12 protein-coding genes are annotated in these 18,842 nt (G+C 39.0%); 6 read left to right on the top strand and 6 right to left on the bottom strand.

Translation table 11 applies throughout. From position 1 onward, the window contains the following. Positions 1–5: 5 nt before the first annotated feature. Together DM558_RS04245 and DM558_RS04240 are read right to left on the bottom strand one after the other, a co-directional pair. On the bottom strand, positions 6–3,092 hold the full coding sequence (locus DM558_RS04245) for an MdtB/MuxB family multidrug efflux RND transporter permease subunit (protein WP_127162192.1): 3,087 nt from the start codon (positions 3,090–3,092) through the stop codon (positions 6–8). A 2-nt stretch (positions 3,093–3,094) separates the two neighbouring features. After that, positions 3,095–4,333, bottom strand: coding sequence for an MdtA/MuxA family multidrug efflux RND transporter periplasmic adaptor subunit (locus tag DM558_RS04240; RefSeq protein ID WP_109702632.1), 1,239 nt, complete (start codon positions 4,331–4,333; stop codon positions 3,095–3,097). Between the two features lie 430 nt (positions 4,334–4,763). On the opposite strand from DM558_RS04240, the gene DM558_RS04235 reads away from it, so the two are divergent. Further along, positions 4,764–7,388, top strand: a complete 2,625-nt coding sequence (locus DM558_RS04235; protein WP_127162191.1) for an autotransporter outer membrane beta-barrel domain-containing protein — start codon at positions 4,764–4,766, stop codon at positions 7,386–7,388. Between the two features lie 84 nt (positions 7,389–7,472). Here the strand turns inward: DM558_RS04235 and DM558_RS04230 are convergent, their stop codons facing one another. Further along, entirely contained in the window at positions 7,473–8,294 is an 822-nt protein-coding gene (locus DM558_RS04230) for an RnfABCDGE type electron transport complex subunit B (protein ID WP_127162190.1), read from the bottom strand. A gap of 157 nt (positions 8,295–8,451) precedes the next feature. Between DM558_RS04230 and hldE the strand changes: the two genes are divergently transcribed. The 3 genes from hldE to DM558_RS04215 all read left to right on the top strand — a co-directional run bounded on the left by hldE (position 8,452) and on the right by DM558_RS04215 (position 12,459). Beyond that, entirely contained in the window at positions 8,452–9,873 is a 1,422-nt protein-coding gene (gene hldE / locus DM558_RS04225; RefSeq protein ID WP_127162189.1) for a bifunctional D-glycero-beta-D-manno-heptose-7-phosphate kinase/D-glycero-beta-D-manno-heptose 1-phosphate adenylyltransferase HldE, read from the top strand. Between the two features lie 94 nt (positions 9,874–9,967). After that, a complete protein-coding gene (locus tag DM558_RS04220) occupies positions 9,968–11,161 on the top strand; it encodes an ATP phosphoribosyltransferase regulatory subunit (protein ID WP_127162188.1) in 1,194 nt (397 codons plus the stop codon). A 2-nt stretch (positions 11,162–11,163) separates the two neighbouring features. Next, positions 11,164–12,459 carry an adenylosuccinate synthase gene (locus DM558_RS04215; protein WP_127162187.1) on the top strand — a complete coding sequence of 432 codons (1,296 nt, stop codon included), beginning with the start codon at positions 11,164–11,166 and terminating at the stop codon, positions 12,457–12,459. 79 nt (positions 12,460–12,538) lie between these two features. On the opposite strand, the gene DM558_RS04210 is transcribed toward DM558_RS04215, so the two are convergent. Further along, the gene (locus tag DM558_RS04210; protein ID WP_407644304.1) at positions 12,539–13,843 is read right to left on the bottom strand and encodes an MFS transporter; all 1,305 of its coding nucleotides are present in this window, start codon (positions 13,841–13,843) and stop codon (positions 12,539–12,541) included. 111 nt (positions 13,844–13,954) lie between these two features. Then, the gene (panB, locus tag DM558_RS04205) at positions 13,955–14,743 is read right to left on the bottom strand and encodes a 3-methyl-2-oxobutanoate hydroxymethyltransferase (protein ID WP_127162186.1); all 789 of its coding nucleotides are present in this window, start codon (positions 14,741–14,743) and stop codon (positions 13,955–13,957) included. A gap of 110 nt (positions 14,744–14,853) precedes the next feature. On the opposite strand from panB, the gene DM558_RS04200 reads away from it, so the two are divergent. Next, positions 14,854–15,432 (top strand): peptidylprolyl isomerase, encoded by a 579-nt coding sequence (locus tag DM558_RS04200; protein WP_127164809.1) that lies wholly within the window; start codon positions 14,854–14,856, stop codon positions 15,430–15,432. A 150-nt stretch (positions 15,433–15,582) separates the two neighbouring features. Further along, positions 15,583–16,464: a YncE family protein gene (locus tag DM558_RS04195; protein ID WP_127162185.1), complete on the top strand. Its 882-nt coding sequence runs from the start codon at positions 15,583–15,585 to the stop codon at positions 16,462–16,464. A 31-nt stretch (positions 16,465–16,495) separates the two neighbouring features. On the opposite strand, the gene metE is transcribed toward DM558_RS04195, so the two are convergent. Further along, positions 16,496–18,787 carry a 5-methyltetrahydropteroyltriglutamate--homocysteine S-methyltransferase gene (metE, locus tag DM558_RS04190; protein ID WP_127162184.1) on the bottom strand — a complete coding sequence of 764 codons (2,292 nt, stop codon included), beginning with the start codon at positions 18,785–18,787 and terminating at the stop codon, positions 16,496–16,498. Positions 18,788–18,842 lie beyond the last annotated feature (55 nt).

Here is an 18,842-nt window from a genome sequence, read left to right as displayed (position 1 = left end):
GAGTATTAAACCCTAGTCATTTTTTTAGGATGTGTATTAAGCGACAGACGATCAAAGAATAAATAGATAACAGGTGTCGTAAACAGTGTTAATAACTGACTTAATAATAATCCCCCCACCATTGCGTAACCGAGTGGTTGACGTAACTCAGCACCTGAACCTGTCGCAAACATTAATGGAATAGCACCAAATAATGCCGCTAAGGTGGTCATTAAAATGGGACGGAAACGGAGTAAAGCCGCTTGATAAATAGCTTTATCAGCCGTTAACCCTTGATGACGCTCAGCCTCTAAAGCAAAGTCAATCATCATAATGGCATTTTTCTTCACAATACCAATCAGTAGTATAATACCAATAATCGCAATCAACCCAAGCTCGTTACCACTGATCATTAACGCCAATAAGGCCCCTACCGCAGCCGAAGGCAATGTTGACAAGATAGTAATAGGGTGAATATAACTTTCATACAAAATACCCAACACTATGTACATCGTTACAATAGCTGCTAAGATTAAGAATAATGTACTTGATAATGATGCCTTAAAAGCCTCTGCCACCCCTTGAAAACTCATCTCAATAGAGGATGGTAAATTAAGGTCTGCCTTCACTTGGCTAATAATATCAACTGCCTCACCAATAGAAACACCTTGTGCTAAGTTAAATGATAAGGTTACCGCAGGAAACTGAGCAATATGATTAATGGTTAATGAAGCAGGCCTTTGTTCTATCTTCACTAAATTAGTTAATGGAATCTTCTCACCTGAAGTCGTTACAACGTATAGGTTGTTTAATGCATCAATGCCATCAGTCATCACATTATTAGCTTCTAATACAATACGGTATTGATTCGCTTGAGTAAAAATAGTGGATATTTGTCGTTGACCATACGCATTATAGAGCGTGTCCATAATATCTGAAACTTTAATGCCTAAACGGCTCGCCATATCACGATCTATATTCAAATAGGCTTGTAAACCTTTATTTTGCAAATCACTGGTTACATCAACCAGTTCTGGCTGATTATTTAGAGCAGTGATTAGTCGTGGTGTCCACTCTCTTAACAAGTCTTCATCAGGTGAGTTCAAAGTAAACTGGTATTGGGTACGGCTAACTTTATCTTCTATGCTTAAATCTTGAATAGGTTGCATATAAAGATGAATGCCCATTACTTTAGCAAGCTCTGGCTGTAGTTCAGCAATCACTTGTGATGCTGTTGCACTACGCGCATCATGAGGTTTTAAATTAATGAGAATGCGTCCGCTATTTAAGGTGGTATTATCGCCATCAACACCAATATAGGACGATAAACTAACTACATTCGGATTTTCAAGAATCACATCCACTAATTTTTGTTGTCTTTCGGCCATCGCCTTAAAAGAAATATTTTGGGAGGCTTCTGAAATTCCCTGAATCACCCCAGTATCTTGTTCAGGGAAAAAACCTTTAGGGATCACAATATAAAGTACAACGGTTAAAACAAAGGTTGCAACCGCTACCAATAAAGTAGCTATTTGGTGGCGTAATACAAAGGTTAATCCCTTACCATAATATTCAATAAGCCAATCAATAACCGCCCCTGCTTTTTTATAAAAAGCCTCCTGCTTTTCATCAGGCACATGCCTTAGCAGTTTAGCACACATCATTGGGGTGAGCGTTAATGACACTAACAGCGAGATTAAAATAGCTACAGCTAGGGTAATAGCAAACTCCCTAAACAACCTACCCACAACATCGGCCATAAAGAGCAAAGGAATTAGTACAGCAATTAATGAGAGCGTCAATGAAACCAGTGTAAAACCAATTTCTTTAGCTCCCTTCAGTGCAGCCTCTAACGGAGTATCACCCTCCTCTATATACCGTGCAATATTTTCCAACATCACAATAGCATCATCTACCACAAAGCCTGTAGCGATAGTAAGCGCCATTAACGTTAAGTTATTGATAGAAAAGTCTGCAAGGTACATTACCCCAAAGGTTCCTACAATAGACAGAGGGACAGCAATAGAGGGAATAATGGTTGCAGGAATATTACGTAAAAACAAGAAAGTAACCAAAACGACTAAAGCAATCGCTAGAAACATTTCATGTTGCACCCCCTCAATAGAAGAACGAATTGTTTCAGTACGATTGGTCAGCTCTTTAACGTCAACCCCTGTTGGTAACGTAGCTGTTAGCTGTGGCAAAATGGATTTAATATGATTAACTACCTCAATCACATTGGCATCGGGTTGGCGTTGAATATTTAATAGAATAGTTTCTTTCTGATTAGCCCACGCTGCCAATCGGTCATCTTCACGTCCATGGCTAACGGTTGCTATATCACCTAATCTTAATATAGCGCCATTTTTATAGCCTAAAATTAAATCTTCATAAGCTTTGACCGAAGTTAGCTGGTCATTTGCATCAATCATTGATTGGCGCGTTGGACCATCTAATGTTCCTTTAGGTTGATTAATATTGGCTGTTGTGATGAGGGTTCTAACATCCTCTAGTCCCATGCCATAGGCCGCTAATTTTTGTGGGTCGACTTTGATTCGCACAGCAGGTTTTTGCCCCCCCGCAATACTGACCAACCCTACCCCAGTGATTTGTGCTATTTTTTGTGCCATGCGTGTATCAACTAGATCACGAACGGTAGGTAAAGGTAGTGTATCTGAAGTGATTGCTAGGGTTAAAATAGGCGTATCACCAGGATTTACCTTATTGTAAACCGGTGGTGCAGGTAAATTCGTCGGTAAGTCATTGGTCGCCGCATTAATAGATGATTGAACTTCTTGTTCGGCCACACCTAAATCAGTGTCTAAAGAAAAGCGTAGTGTGATAATGGATGCACCATTAGCACTGGTTGATGACATTTGAGAAAGCCCCGCCATTTGGCCAAACTGTCTCTCTAAAGGCGCTGTTACGGCACTTGTCATCACTTCAGGGCTTGCCCCTGGATAATAAGTCACCACTCGAATAGTAGGATAATCTACTTGCGGTAAGGCTGCTACCGGTAACATTTTATAAGCAATAAGCCCAGAGATTAGCAGGGCTATCATTAATAAAGTTGTAGCGACCGGTCTAACAATAAAAGGATGAGAAATATTCATTACTACTTCTCACTTACAGGCGCTGTCTCTATTTTTGATTTATCAGAAAGATCTGATACAGAGCCTATAATCTCTACCTTAGTATTTTCACGTAGCCTATCTGTTCCCTCTAAAATAACCTTATCTCCTACATTTAAACCACTCAAAACAACGGTTTTATCTGTATCACTACTGCCTAGCGTAATATAGTTTAAGTGTACTTTGTCACCATTTACCACATAAACAAACGTACCCTTATTACCGTACTGAATTGCATCCGTAGGGATAATTAATGCGTCTTCTAGTGTTGCTAATTTTAATTTAATATTTACAAACTGATTAGGGAATAATATTTGGTCACTGTTATCAAAACGAGCTTTAACCAAGATAGTTCCTGTACTGGTATTAATTTGGTTGTCCAGTGTTTCCACAATACCTGTTGCCAATAACTGTGTATTACTACTATCCCAAGCCTCTACCACTAGCCTTTGCCCTTGCGCTAAATGCTTAGCAACTTCAGGTAACTGTGTTTCAGGCAGTGTAAATGTCGCTGAAATAGGTTGTGTTTGAGTAATCGTAATTAATGGCGTCGTATCCCCCACTTTAATATAGTTGCCTATATCAATTTGTCTGAGGCCTAAACGCCCAGAGATGGGAGCTTTTATTTGTGTAAACTCTAGATTTAACTCAGCATCTTTAACTTGGGCTTGGCTACTTAGTACCGTACCTTGATATTGCCGAACTAATGCTAATTGTGAGTCATAAGTTTGTTTAGCAATAGAGTCTTGCTTTATAAGTTTTTGATAGCGCACCAACTCTGAATTTGCATTTTGCAATTGTGCCTGATTTTGCTTAAGCGTTCCTTTAGCTTGTTCAAGTGCTGCTTCATAAGGTCTTGGGTCAATAACAGCTAATAAATCGCCCTCTTTAACTTGCTGCCCCTCAGTAAACAATACTTTTACTAACTCACCTTGCACACGGCTAACAATACTCACAGTATTATAAGCATTGACTGTTCCTAAAGCTTTTGCATATTTTACAAAGCTACCACTATAAGCCGCTTCAACTTTGACGGGAATAGCTCCGCTGTTAAACATTCCATCATCAGCTGGTTTTGTTGTAGCTTGCCCTGATAACCGTGTTTTATACCACCATACACAACCTATAATAATCACAAGAGTAACAATCCCTGCTATAATTACCCTTTTCCTTTTAGTTCCATTTTGTTGATGTGTTGGCATAATATCTCGTTGATCAGTCATCTTTACAGTCTACAGTCAAATCCATATAAAATTGAATAACTGTATAATTATCCTTAAATTTAAAAAAGTAATTTTACTTAATCTTTACACTAAAACAACTAATTATTATCAATTTTCATCACTCTTGCTCCATGGATAAAATAACACGAATAACTTGTATTGATATATCAAAAAATATATTTACCCTTCTAAAATGGTTTTTTAAACCACAACTCGTTAATTATTAAGCTTTGGTATTTCTTACCTATACTACATTCACTCGTAATATTTTGTTGTATATATTTTCACAAAAAATGAGAACTATTCAGCATTTTAACTAATCCAAAACATTCAATACGACTTTTGTATGTTAGGGTTGATTTAAGCAGTTTTATGTCTGTTATCTAACCTTTAAATATTTTTTACTTACTCATTCCTCAGGAAATGATTTATGAAAAGCATTAACAAAAAGTTCAGTATACTACCAGTAGTAATTTCGGTACTAACATCCACTCATGCCTTTGCTACAGGCCAAGATGCTTATGGCAATGCTACGCCAACAACCGATAATACTGGAAGCAATTATCAAGACTTTTATTATAACAATGGTACTAATCCTTACTTTCAACAAGATACCAATGGTACAAGTTACTTTGTAGACCCAAAGACAGGTCTTACTGACATGGAAGTAAACGGTGAGCGATATACCTCTGGTGAAAGTACATCCTCAGGTACATTTAATAATATCGTATATGATGGCAATGACTATAACGTTGGAGTTTATGAAGGAGCGAATGTTTCATCAGATGGCAATGGTTCATTTGTAACGATAGCAACCACAGGTAATGGAGACCCTACTAAAAACAATGTTGTACTCTACAAAAACTATGCCGATAGTGTCCACTTAAATAACGATGGCTCTAGCATGTTTATTGATTCTAACTATGCTAATAATGCTCAAATTTCAAACTCAAATAATGGCTACATGCTCATCAAACAAAACTCAGCTGACAGTGCAACAATCACTAACGCTGGAGCAGGCTCCACGATGGACATCATAGGTAACACGGTAACAGGAGCCGATATTACTAACACAGAGGGTACTATCAATATTATTGAGAACAGTGCAGAGGGTGTATCCCTTACCAATAACTCAAACAGTACAATGAATATTGTTGGTAACAATGCAGCAGGAGCCACTATTACAAATAACGCATCTGGAACAATGAATATTACTTCCTGCACTACCACCAATGGTTGTCAATCAGAATCCTCTGTAAATGCTGATCAAGCCACCATTACTAATGCAGGAAATTTAAACGTTTCAGGAGATATAATACTATCCAACTCCAGTTTTAATAATACAGGTACGACCACAGCAACTGGTAATATTGATTTTCTCAACACAACACTCCAAAATGAAGGTACTCTTAATATAACCGATGGATTTAATTTTAATGAAGGAACATTTGAAAATGATGGTGTAATGAATGTATCAGGAACAGGAAGCTACTCAACACAAGTTAATAATAATAATGTGCTCAACATTGCTTCTAACACAAACATTAACTCTACCAACGGACTTGATAATAAAGGCATTATAAATTTAGGGGATAATATTACTTACTCAGGCGATATTTCCAATGAGGGGAGTATGCTTTTGGGTGAAAAAGACTCCTCTGGAGCAATGACAACCAATATTACCGGTAATATCACCAACACAGGCAATGTAGCGCTTGTTGGGAATGACTCCACTACAACAATTAATATAGCAGGTGATGTAACAAATAGTGGTAACGTTTATTTAACCAATGCGTTTAATTCATCCACCGCCGCCGTAGGTAATGTTTTAAATGTTGATGGGAACTTAAATGGTGATGGTAACTATTATATGCAAACTCAAATGGCTAATGACACTGGAGATTTAATTAATGTTACTGGTGCCGTCAATGGTAACAATAAACTTTTTATCAAAGATACAGGAGTAGAGCCAACCAGTGCTGATAGCTTAACCGTTGTAAAATCTGGCCAAGCCGGTATGGGGAGTTTTGCACTTAACCTAAATAGTGTAGATATTGGTACTTATCGTTACGGCTTAGAGCAACAAGGAAATGATTGGACATTAGTGAATGAAGGGGCCAAAGGCGGGAGCCAAGGTAACTCCCTATCAACAGGCGCTAATGCAGCAGTAGGCATGCATAGTGCCACTGCCAGTATGTGGGAAGAAGAAATGGGATCTTTAATGAACCGGATGGGTGATTTAAGATTAGATACTAATCGTACAGGTGGTGTTTGGGTAAGACAGCTTTCTCATGAAATTCATGCATCTCCTGACTCTAGCCGAGCTTATCAGCAACAATATAATGGAACACAAGTTGGTGTAGATAAAGCTTTTAGCTTTGATGGTGGAGTCTTCTACCTGGGCGCAATGACCGGTTTCTCTCGCAGTACTTTGGATTTTAAAGAGGGAGCCAATGGTTCTATTAAATCACAAACTTATGGTTTATATGGAACAGCAATATTTGATAACGGCTATTATCTAGATACAGTAGCAAAATATGGCCATATGAAAAATAAAATAAGCTATCACGATAACTCTGGCCAAAAGGTTAAGGGGGATTACACTAGTAACGCTCTTGGCTTAAGTGTTGAGGGTGGTAAACGCTTTACGTTTGAAAAAACTTGGTTTATTGAACCTCAATTACAATTAACAGCTTCTCATTTAAGAGGTAGAAGCTACTCACTTAGCAACGGTATGGAAGTAAAGAGCAATAGTATGGATCTATTCAATGGCCGTGCGGGAATCGTTGCTGGTACTAAAATGACTTATGATAACGTAGTCGTAGAGCCTTATGTCGAAGTCTCTCATATTCAAGAGTTTTCTGGTACTGGGCGCGTTGTCGTTAATAATAATCGTTTAGATAGCGATCAAATTGGTACACGTCAACGCTATGGTGCTGGTGTTAACTTTAATGTAGCCAAGCAACATAACTTCTTTATTAATGCCTCGTATGAAAATGGCAGTAAAATGGAACAACCTTGGGGCGTTAAGGCCGGTTATCAGTTCCGCTTTTAATTAGCACCTATTTTAAAATAATTTGTAGATCATCATAATTCTTGATGATCTACTATTATTATTTAACTTCTAGATCAAACTTCTTTACTCGCCCTTAACATCCAAGGACTGATTAAAAGCTAATTGTGCCTCAGCTAGCTTCATCGCCAATTTATCTAATTGCTGCTGCAACTCTGCCGTATTATGTTGCTTTAATTGCTTTTCAACCTTATTAAAAGCAACTTGAACCATTGCCAACTCTATTTTTAAACGTTTTTGCTCTGCACTTAATATGTTCGCCGCTGATTTCTTTGCTTTAACTTGCTCTACCACCACCGAGGGTGAAATTTTAGTTGCTCCTTGGGTTGATATTTTTTCTAATCGGGCTTTCTTTTCTGCCTGTTTACGCTGAATCTCTCGCTTTAACCGTAACTTATGGAACTCAAACCGAGTTCTTGCATGGTCTCTTCTTAATTGACGAATTACTCGCTCCTCTTCAGTAGTAACAGAGTCGCCTGTTAACGCCACCAATTGCTTTGGTAAACACACCATATCAATACAGTCAACAGGGCATGGGGTAACACACAAATCACATCCTGTGCATTCTTGACTAATGACGGTATGCATAAGCTTCGCTGCCCCTACAATAGCATCCACAGGACACGCTTGAATACATTTAGTACAACCAATACATTCAGCTTCACGTATAAAGGCAACCTGTGCGGGGATAAATGGCTCGGCTAATTCTACGACAGGTTTATCTAATAAAGCTGCTAACGCCTTAATCGTTTCTTCACCACCAGGTGGGCATTTATTAATAGCTTCGCCTTGTGCAATAGCCTCAGCATAAGGTTTACATCCTTGATGACCGCATTTAGTACATTGTGTTTGAGGGAGTAACGTATCAATTAAACTAATTAAAGACATTTTGAGTTTACGCTTATTTAAATCAATCTATTTAACAATAGTATACATTACCAGTCAGATAATTTCGTCATTAACTCTCAGTTGTTATATAATATTGCCATTCTTAAACTAGCGTAATAAGCTATTTACCCAACAATCCTTTTATTTAGGAGAAAGAATGAAATTATCCATGCCCCCCTTTGAGCAAGCCTCTGTATTAGTTGTAGGTGACGTAATGCTTGATCGTTATTGGCATGGTGGAACTTCTCGAATTTCCCCTGAAGCACCTGTCCCTGTCGTTAAAGTTAATCAATGTGAAGATCGTGCGGGAGGTGCTGCCAATGTAGCTCTCAATATAGCGGCACTCGGTGCACAAACATGGCTTATTGGGGCCACTGGCGAAGATGAAGCTGCAGACTCATTAACTGACAGCTTAAATTCAGCAGGCGTAAAGACTTTTTTCCAACGTATTGTGGGTCAGCCAACGACCATTAAGCTACGAGTCATGAGTCGTCATCAACAACTAATACGAGTTGATTTTGAAGAACCGTTTGAAGTTAACAAAGAAGCACTCGCTACCGATGTAATGGATCTATTACCCCAAGTAAAAGTATTACTATTATCTGATTACGGCAAAGGAACTTTGCAAAATCATCAACAACTTATACAGCTTGCTAAACAACTTCATATTCCTGTTCTCGTTGACCCTAAAGGTAGTGATTTTAGTATTTATCGTGGAGCCACCCTACTTACCCCCAATCTTTCCGAGTTCGAAGCAGTTGTTGGCAAATGCCAAGATGAAAATCAACTGATTGAAAAAGCCCAACGACTCATTGAAGACATAGATCTTGAAGCACTGCTAATTACCCGTGGTGAACATGGCATGACTCTACTTCGTAAAAATCAGCAAATGCTACACTTACCCGCTCGTGCCCATGAAGTTTTTGATGTAACTGGTGCAGGCGATACTGTCATTTCTACCTTGGCAGCCTCTTTAGCCTCAGGTGTAGAGATTGAAGAAGCTGTCGCTATTTCAAACCTAGCCGCCAGTATTGTTGTTGCTAAATTAGGAACTGCTTGTATCAGTGCTCCAGAATTACGCCGAGCCATACAACGAGACACAGGCAATGGGAAAGGTATTGTTTCCTTAGAGCAATTACTGATTGCAGTAGAAGATGCGCGTGCACAAGGCGAAAAAATTGTTTTCACTAATGGCTGCTTTGATATTTTACATGCAGGCCATGTAGCCTACTTAGAACAAGCTAGGTCTTTAGGTGGCCGTTTAATTGTAGCTATCAACGATGATGCGTCTGTGACAAAACTAAAAGGCTTGGGTCGCCCTATTAATACTGTTGATCGTCGCATGGCTGTATTAGCAGGCTTAGGGGCTGTCGACTGGGTTACTTTTTTTAGCGATGAAACACCTGAACGCCTATTGCAAGCAGTTAAACCAGATGTATTAGTTAAAGGCGGTGACTACACTGTAGACGAAGTGGTTGGTGCAGACATTGTTAAAGCCTATGGTGGAGAGGTTTATGTATTAGGGCTGGTTGAAAATAGCTCTACAACAGCCATTGTTAACAAAATTAAAGGGCAATAACTCCCTTGACAAGTAAAAAACATGTTATTATTAACGTTTCGCCGGGAACGCCCGGCTTTTTTACGTCTACTCTAGTGACTATCAGAGGACATAAATGACAAAGCTAGATCGTTGGCTACTACCCGATGGTATTGAAGAAGTATTGCCTGCTGAGGCGGCCTGTATTGAAACAGCACGCCGTCAGATATTAGATTTATTTAATCGTTGGGGCTATGATCTTGTCATACCACCTCACGTTGAATTTATTGATGCACTCTTAACAGGCTCGGCACAGGATCTTGACCTACAAACATTCAAAACAGTTGACCCTTTATCGGGTCGCCTTTTGGGATTTCGTAGCGATATTACGCCACAAGTGACAAGACTTGATGCACATTGGCTGAAAGAAAAAGTCCCCGCTCGCTTGTGTTACGCAGGGAGTACTCTGCTCACCAAGCCAAGAGCGCATACAACATCCCGCAGTCCTATTCAATTAGGAGCTGAGTTATACGGTGATAAAAGCACAGCCAGCGATATTGAAATTATTTGCTTGATGCTAGAAACATTGAACTTAGCCCAAATAAAAAATGTTCATATGGATTTAGGACATGTCGCTATTTTTAGAACATTAGCACAAGCCTCACAACTGTCAAATGAACTAGAACATCAACTATTTAATGCATTACAGCGTAAAGCTATTGATGAGATTGTTGAGTTAACTAGCCATTTGCCCAATAAAGAAGCCACAATGTTTCAAGCATTGACTAGACTCTGTGGTGGAAAAGAAGTCATCGATCAAGCAAAAATACTGCTAGCCGACGCACCAGCCAGCATATTAAAAGCCATTGATAAACTAGCAGAAATCGCTGAGCAAATAGCCGTACGTTACCCACATATCCCCTTATATTTTGACCTCGGCGAATTGCGAGGCTACCAATACCATACAGGGATTGTTTTTGCTGCATTTATTCCGCAAGTGGGACAGTCTATTGCTCAAGGCGGTCGCTATGATAGTGCAGGGATTGCTTTTGGCCATGCAAGACCAGCTACAGGCTTTTCAACCGACTTAAAAACACTGGTTAACTTAGGTGAAGCTGATTTTTGTGTACCCCAGTCAATGATATGGGCTCCTTACGATCACCAACCAAGTCTTCATCAAAAAATCACCGAGCTACGTAATCAAAATCAACGTGTTATTCAAGCACTCCCTCATCAGACATTAGCTGATGCTATTGAAACGGGATGTGATCGGCATTTAATATTTATTGAAAATAGTTGGCATATTAAGCCAATCGAAGCGGGGAAATAATCATGGGTAAGAATGTTGTTGTTCTAGGTACACAATGGGGCGATGAAGGCAAAGGTAAAATTGTTGACCTTCTGACCGAAGATGCTTCGGCTGTTGTTCGTTACCAAGGCGGTCATAATGCGGGGCATACACTTGTTATTGACGGTAAAAAAACAATTTTAAGACTCATTCCATCAGGCATTTTACGACAAAATGTAGAATGCCTTATTGGTAATGGTGTTGTCCTTTCTCCAGAAGCATTTTTAAAAGAAGTTAAAGAGCTTGAAGAAAATGGCATTAATGTACGTAATCGCTTACATATAAGCCCAGCCTGTGCATTAATTCTACCCTACCATATTGCTTTAGATCAGGCTCGAGAAGCAGCACGCGGCGCTGCAAAAATCGGTACAACAGGTCGAGGTATTGGCCCTGCCTATGAAGATAAAGTGGCACGTAGAGGTTTACGAGTTGGCGACTTGTTCCACCGTGAACGATTTGCGGCAAAGCTTGGCGAACTACTCGATTACCATAACTTTGCACTCAAAAACTATTACCATGCCAAGACTATCGACTTTCAAGAAACCCTTGAGCAATGCATGGAATATGCAGAACAAATCAAACCAATGGTAATGGATGTTACTGCTCGTTTACATGAATTACGTCGTCAAAGCAAAAACATTATGTTCGAAGGTGCTCAAGGGGCATTGCTTGACATTGACCACGGCACATACCCTTATGTCACAAGCTCGAATACTACCGCTGGTGGTGTTGCTACTGGTTCAGGTTTTGGCCCTATGTACCTTGACTATATTCTAGGTATTACCAAAGCCTATACAACGCGCGTAGGTTCGGGTCCATTCCCTACCGAGTTATTTGATGACATTGGTGAGCGTTTAGCTGAAAAAGGCCATGAGTTTGGTTCAGTCACAGGTCGTGCTAGACGTTGTGGTTGGTTCGATGCAGTTATTTTACGTCGCTCTATTGAAATTAATAGTATTTCAGGACTCTGCTTAACGAAACTCGATGTACTCGATGGTTTAGATACTATTAAGATCTGTACAGGCTATAAAGATGCACAAGGTAATTTATTAACCGAAGCACCTAGCGATGCCGATAGTTATTTAGGGTTAATCCCTGTTTATGAGGAAATGCCTGGTTGGTCAGAATCAACTTTTGGTGCTAAGTCACTAGAAGAGCTTCCAGCTAATGCTATTGCTTATATTAAGCGTTTAGGTGAGTTGGTAGATGCCCCAATTGACGTTATTTCAACAGGCCCAGATCGTAATGAAACCATTACGTTACGTCATCCTTTCGCCTAACAGCAACAAATATCCAACCAATAAAAAACCCAGATAAACTGGGTTTTTTATTAACTATTTATACGTTATATAACTTTGCTTAATGATCATTTTCTAAGTATTGTGGTTTCTTAGGTAATGCAAAACTACAGAAGAAACAAACAACAAGCATTATAGCCACATAGATAAAGAAGTATTCTACATGTCCTCTTGACTTAAACTCTGTAGCTACTGAAACTGCTGTACCACCGAAAAGTGCATTACCTACAGCATAAGATAGCCCAACACCTAAAGCACGAACCTCTGTTGGAAACATTTCTGCTTTTACCAAGCCACCAATGGAAGTATAAAAGCTTAAAATAAACATCATAATAATCAGTAAAATCCCTAGCATAACAGCAGAATCTTTGATCGTTGGCATACCCCAAGCCATAATAGGATAGATACAGACTGCACCAATGGCGCTAAAGAGTAACATAGAGGCTCTACGACCTACTTTATCACCAATTGCACCAAATACAGGCTGGCTTAGCATAAAAACAAATAATCCTATAGTCATAATATAACCAACAACTTTAGGATCAACCCCTATTCCCATCATATAATTTCTTGAGTAAACAGTGATAGTATAAAATGCTAATGAACCGCCCGCTGTATAGCCTACAACTAAGAAAAACTGTTTCCAGTGATCTCTAAATAATGCAATTAAACTGCCTGATTCTTTTGACTCTCGTTGTTCCGCTGTCGTTGTTTCTTCTAATTTTCTACGTACCCAGAGTGAAATTAATGCTGCAAATCCACCAATAAAAAAGGGTATACGCCAGCCGCCTTGTTCAAGTTGCTCATTAGATAAAAAGGCTAAAAGAATAACCCCTAATAAGCTGGCTAATAGCTGTCCGCCAGAAAGAGTAACATATTGGAATGATGCGTAAAAACCTCGACGGCCTCTCAACGCGACCTCACTCATATAAGTAGCGACTGCACCATACTCACCACCCACAGATAACCCTTGGAATAAACGAACAACCAACAATAAAACAGGTGCTAAAACACCTACTTGCTCATAAGTAGGTAATAAAGCAAAACAGAATGATCCTGCCCCCATCATAACAATAGAAATTAACATAGATTGTTTTCTACCGTACCTATCGGCAATCCATCCAAATAGCCAACTTCCTAAAGGGCGCATAAAGAAACTTAATGCAAAAGCGCCCCAAACAAAGAAAGTACCTTTTGATCCTTCCGCTGGGCCTGTTAATGCAACAGTGAAATAGGTAGCAAAAACTGCATAGATATAGAAATCGAACCATTCAACAAGGTTGCCAGATGCAGCCCCGACAATTCCCCAAATTCTTTTACGGCGCTCTTCTGGTGTATAGTTTGGAAGTGTTTCATTCATTATTATTATCCCAACATCAAGATTAAAATTAATTATTAGAGAATATTAGAGTATTATAAAACACCCTGCCTAGTCCAATAATAGTTTTATAATTACACAAACTAATGATAGTTTATACTAAAACGAATGATCCAATGACGGAAAACTCCCCTCTTTAACTTCTTTTACATAAGCAGCCACAGCGGCTTGAATGCTTATTTGACCTTGCATGAAGTTTTTAGAGAATTTAGGTGACTTCCCCGCATAAATACCCAAGGCATCGTGAAGTACTAACACCTGCCCATCACAAGAGATGCCTGCGCCAATACCAATAATAGGACACTCTAAACTCGTTGTTATTTCTTTCGCCAACTCCGCGGGGACACACTCTAATAAGACCATACTTGCACCTGCATGCTCATGGGCTTGTGCATCCGCAATTAATTGCCTTGCCGCCGCATCGGTTTTTCCTTGAACTTTATAACCACCAAATGCATTAACAGACTGAGGTGTTAACCCTAAATGGGCACAAACTGGAATGCCTCGTTCTTGTAAAAAGCTTGTAGTTTCAACCATGCAGCTGCCACCTTCCAACTTCACCATATGAGCACCTGCCGCCATTAACTTACTGGCAGAGTCAAAAGCTTGCTCTTTACTTTGTTGATAACTGCCAAAAGACAAATCCGCCAAAATAAATGCGTTCTTTGCCCCTCTTGCAACTGCATCTGTGTGATAGCACATCTGTTCTAAGGTAACAGGTAATGTTGAGGTGTGCCCCTGTATCGTCATACCTAGCGAATCGCCAATTAACAAGATATCAACACCTGCTTCATCAAGTAGTGTTGCAAAGCTCGCTTCATAGCAAGTAAGCATCGCTATTTTTTCTTGTTCAGTTTTCTTTTTTTGCAAAGTGGATAACGTAATCATATAACCTCAATTTACTAATATTTATATTAATTCATTGTAAAACATATTAATATGGTGTCTTATTACAATACAAGATGATACCGCAATCGCTTTTATTAATGGAACAGATGATGTTAAAAAAAATATTATTCTCTTTAATTTGTTGTTTTACTTTACTTTCTACATCAACATGGGCTAACCAAGGAAATGCTAAGCCAGAAAACCCTCATGTATTGCTATCAACCAATATGGGAGATATTGAGCTTGAACTTTACCCTCAACAAGCCCCTGTTTCTGTCGAAAACTTTTTAAATTATGTCAATAGTGGTTTTTATAACAACACTATTTTTCATCGTGTTATCTCTAACTTTATGATTCAAGGCGGTGGCTTTACAGAAGATATGACACAAAAACCAACACAACCCTCTATAAAAAATGAGGCAGATAACGGATTACGTAATGATCGTGGCACCATCGCAATGGCAAGGACTTTTGATGTTAACTCCGCTACAAGTCAATTTTTTATCAACATTAAAAATAATGATTATTTAAATCATAGCCAACGCGATTTTGGTTATGCCGTCTTTGGTAAAGTAGTTTCTGGCATGGATGTAGTTGATAAAATTGCCGATACTCGCACCACCCTTCGTATGGGATCATCTGATGTTCCTGTTCAGTCGATTATCATTTTATCAGCCAAACAGTTATAGTTATGATGAGTTTTTATTGCAAGTATTCTGAGTAATAACTTGCAATAAAAACGTTTGTGACACGCCTAATATATTAAAAACTTAACATAGACTTCTCAGCTAGATTCTATATACTGTTCCCTACTCTCTTTTCTAGGTTCTTTGTATTTCATGATGTCTCTTCTAAATAGCAAACCTCGCTTATTTCTTTCTATCAAATACTTCTTTATTTTTTTTATCATCGCAGCGCTAGGTACTGTCGGTTTCTTTTTATGGCAACAATACTACCCCGTTGTAGCATCGAAGAAATGGCAATACCGTGTACTTCATAGCGATGTTGAACGTGCAAGTGCTGTTTATAAACAACAAGATGGCAGCTTGATAGTGGCAGAAGAACTAAATAAAAAACAAGGCAGAATTATTCATATCGCTACTGATGGTACAAGAACCGTTTTATTCAAAGATTTAGATAAACCAGATGGTATAACCCCCTTTAATGGTGGTATTGTATTTAGCCAAGAAGGCGGCGTTTATCCCGTTAGTTTTTTTAAGGATGGTAAATTACAAACTCTTTTTGAGGGAACTAATGTTCAAGGATTAACCGTCGATGGCCAATACCTTTATGCAGTAGAAGACCGAGGAGAAAATAGCCAAATTCTTCGCTATGACTCAAAAACTAAAAAACTGGAAGTGATTCGCTCGAGCTTAAACGAAGCAGAAACATTGGCGATCTGCCCTGATGGAAAGAAGTATTACAATGAAAAAGACAAAAGCCGTGTGAAACTATTAGCAGACGATGGCACTGATCCTATTATTTTAAACTATAAAAAAACACGCTATCCTAGTATTTTAAGGTGTGATGATAAAGGACTCTGGATTTCTGAAGACTCTACTCACCGTGCGCGCTTGTTGCTATTAAAACCTAATGGTAAATTAAGAGTTATTCTTAATTATTTGAAAGCACCACAACAGTTGCTAAAAATAGGAACAGATAAATATATCTTAGCTGAAGGTGGTCGTGATCGCCTGCTTGAAATTGAAAAGATTAATTAAAAAAAGCCCTTCTAGGGCTTTTTTAATACTTCTACTTCTTCTTACGCATTTCTTTAGCTGCTGTTACCATATTAACTAAAGCAGCTTCTGTTTCCGGCCATGCGCGTGTTTTTAGACCACAATCAGGATTAACCCATAAACGCTCTATTGGAATAAGCTCAGCTGCTTTTTTGAGCAAAGAAACTATTTCATCAACAGAAGGCACTCTGGGAGAATGAATGTCATACACTCCTGGCCCAATTTCATTAGGATAATTAAATACTCTAAAAGCATCTAATAGTTCCATTTGTGAACGGGACGTTTCAATGGTAATGACATCTGCATCCATTGCTGCAATAGCACTGATGACATCATTAAATTCGCTATAACACATATGCGTATGAATTTGTGTATCATCACGAACACCAGAAGAACACAATCTAAAGGCATTAACGGCCCAGTCTAGATAATGTTTCCAACGCTCACGGCGTAAAGGTAACCCCTCTCTAAAAGCAGCCTCATCAATTTGGATCACAGTGATGCCTGATGCTTCTAAATCAACCACTTCGTCACGAATAGCTAAAGCCAATTGTTTTGCTTGTAGTTCAGACGATATATCTTCGCGAGGAAAAGACCACATTAACATCGTAACAGGTCCTGTTAGCATTCCTTTCATCGCTTTTTTTGTCTTACTTTGTGCGTAACAAATCCAATCAACAGTCATTGCTTTGGGGCGCCAAATATCTCCATAGATTATCGCAGGCTTAACACAACGCGAGCCATAACTTTGTACCCAACCAAAACGAGTAAATAAATACCCTTCTAACTGCTCTGCAAAATATTCAACCATATCATTACGTTCGGGTTCACCGTGTACCAAAACGTCTAACCCTATCCTTTCTTGAAAATCAATGACATCATTAATCTCTTGATGCATTAATTGCTGATATGCTTTTTGATCTATCCGCCCTGCTTTGAAGTCGCTTCTTGCACTCCGGATAGCAGACGTTTGGGGGAAAGAGCCAATGGTGGTTGTAGGAAATAAAGGCAATTTTAGCTTTTCATGCTGTAATTTAATGCGCTCAGCAAATGCTAAAGTTCTCCGCACATCCTGTGGTTTGATATGCGCTAAACGATGTTGTACCGATTGATTATGTATACGCGTAGAGGTTGCTTTATTTTTTTGTATCTGTGTACTTTCTTGTAAAGCTAAGACAACCGCATTGTCTTTAGGTTGATTGATTCCTTTAGTAAGCAATGCTATTTCTTTACATTTTTGAACAGCAAATGCAAGCCAGCTTTTTAACTCTTCATCAAGTTGATCTTCTCGAGTTAAGTCAACTGGTGTATGCAGTAGTGAACAGGAAGGTGCAACCCATAAACGATCGCCTAATCGCTTATCCGCTTGTTGTAAGATAGAAAGGCACTTTTCAAAGTCTGCTTTCCAGATATTTCGCCCATTCACTACACCTAATGAAAGTACTTTATAGGAGGGAATACGGTCTAAAATACTAGGGAACTGTTCAGGGGCACGTACTAAATCAACGTGCAGGCCGTCAACAGGTAATGAGCTGGCTAACCCTATGTTATCGCCTATCCCTGAAAAATAAGTAGCAATTAATTTTTTAGTCGGTTCGCGCTGCAAAATATTGTAAGCCCGCTCAAAAGCAGACTTCCATTCTTGAGGTAAATCTAATCCTAAAATAGGCTCATCGATTTGTACCCACTCTACCCCTTGCTTAGATAATTGTTGTAATATCTCTCCGTACAATGGCAGTAGGCGTTCCAATAACGCTAACTTATTAAAATCAGCTTCTTTTTCTTTGCCTAGCCAGAGATAAGTTAATGGGCCAATGATAACTGGTTTTATATTGAAACCCAGTTGTTTGGCCTCGGTTACTTCATCAAATAATTGATTCCAAGACAATGTAAATACTTGATCTTTAGTGAATTCTGGAACCAGGTAGTGATAGTTGGTATCAAACCACTTGGTCATTTCTTGAGCATGGCTACTACCACATTGACAATTTGATTTAGCAACACCGCGAGCCATAGCAAACAAGGTATCTAAACTTACGGTTTTATCTTTATTTTGATGGCGTGTTGGTATCACACCGAACATTAATGAATGTGTTAATACATGGTCATACCAAGCAAAATCCCCTACAGGGAGTAACTCGATACCTGCTTCTTGTTGAATCTGCCAATGTTTATGTCTTAACTCTTTACCAACGGCTTGTAACGCTGACTCATCGATATTACCTTGCCAGTAGGACTCTAGTGCTTTTTTTAATTCTCTGTCATGCCCTATGCGGGGGAAACCTAAATTATGTGCTAACGCCATCGTAACAAACTCCTATTTATAGACGGCGCTATTCTCTAGAATAAAGCAAAATGAA

Source organism: Entomomonas moraniae, assembly GCF_003991975.1.
Taxonomy (GTDB): domain Bacteria; phylum Pseudomonadota; class Gammaproteobacteria; order Pseudomonadales; family Pseudomonadaceae; genus Entomomonas; species Entomomonas moraniae.
Note: the sequence above shows the minus strand (reverse complement) of the source record. Positions and strands in the feature narration are given on the sequence as shown.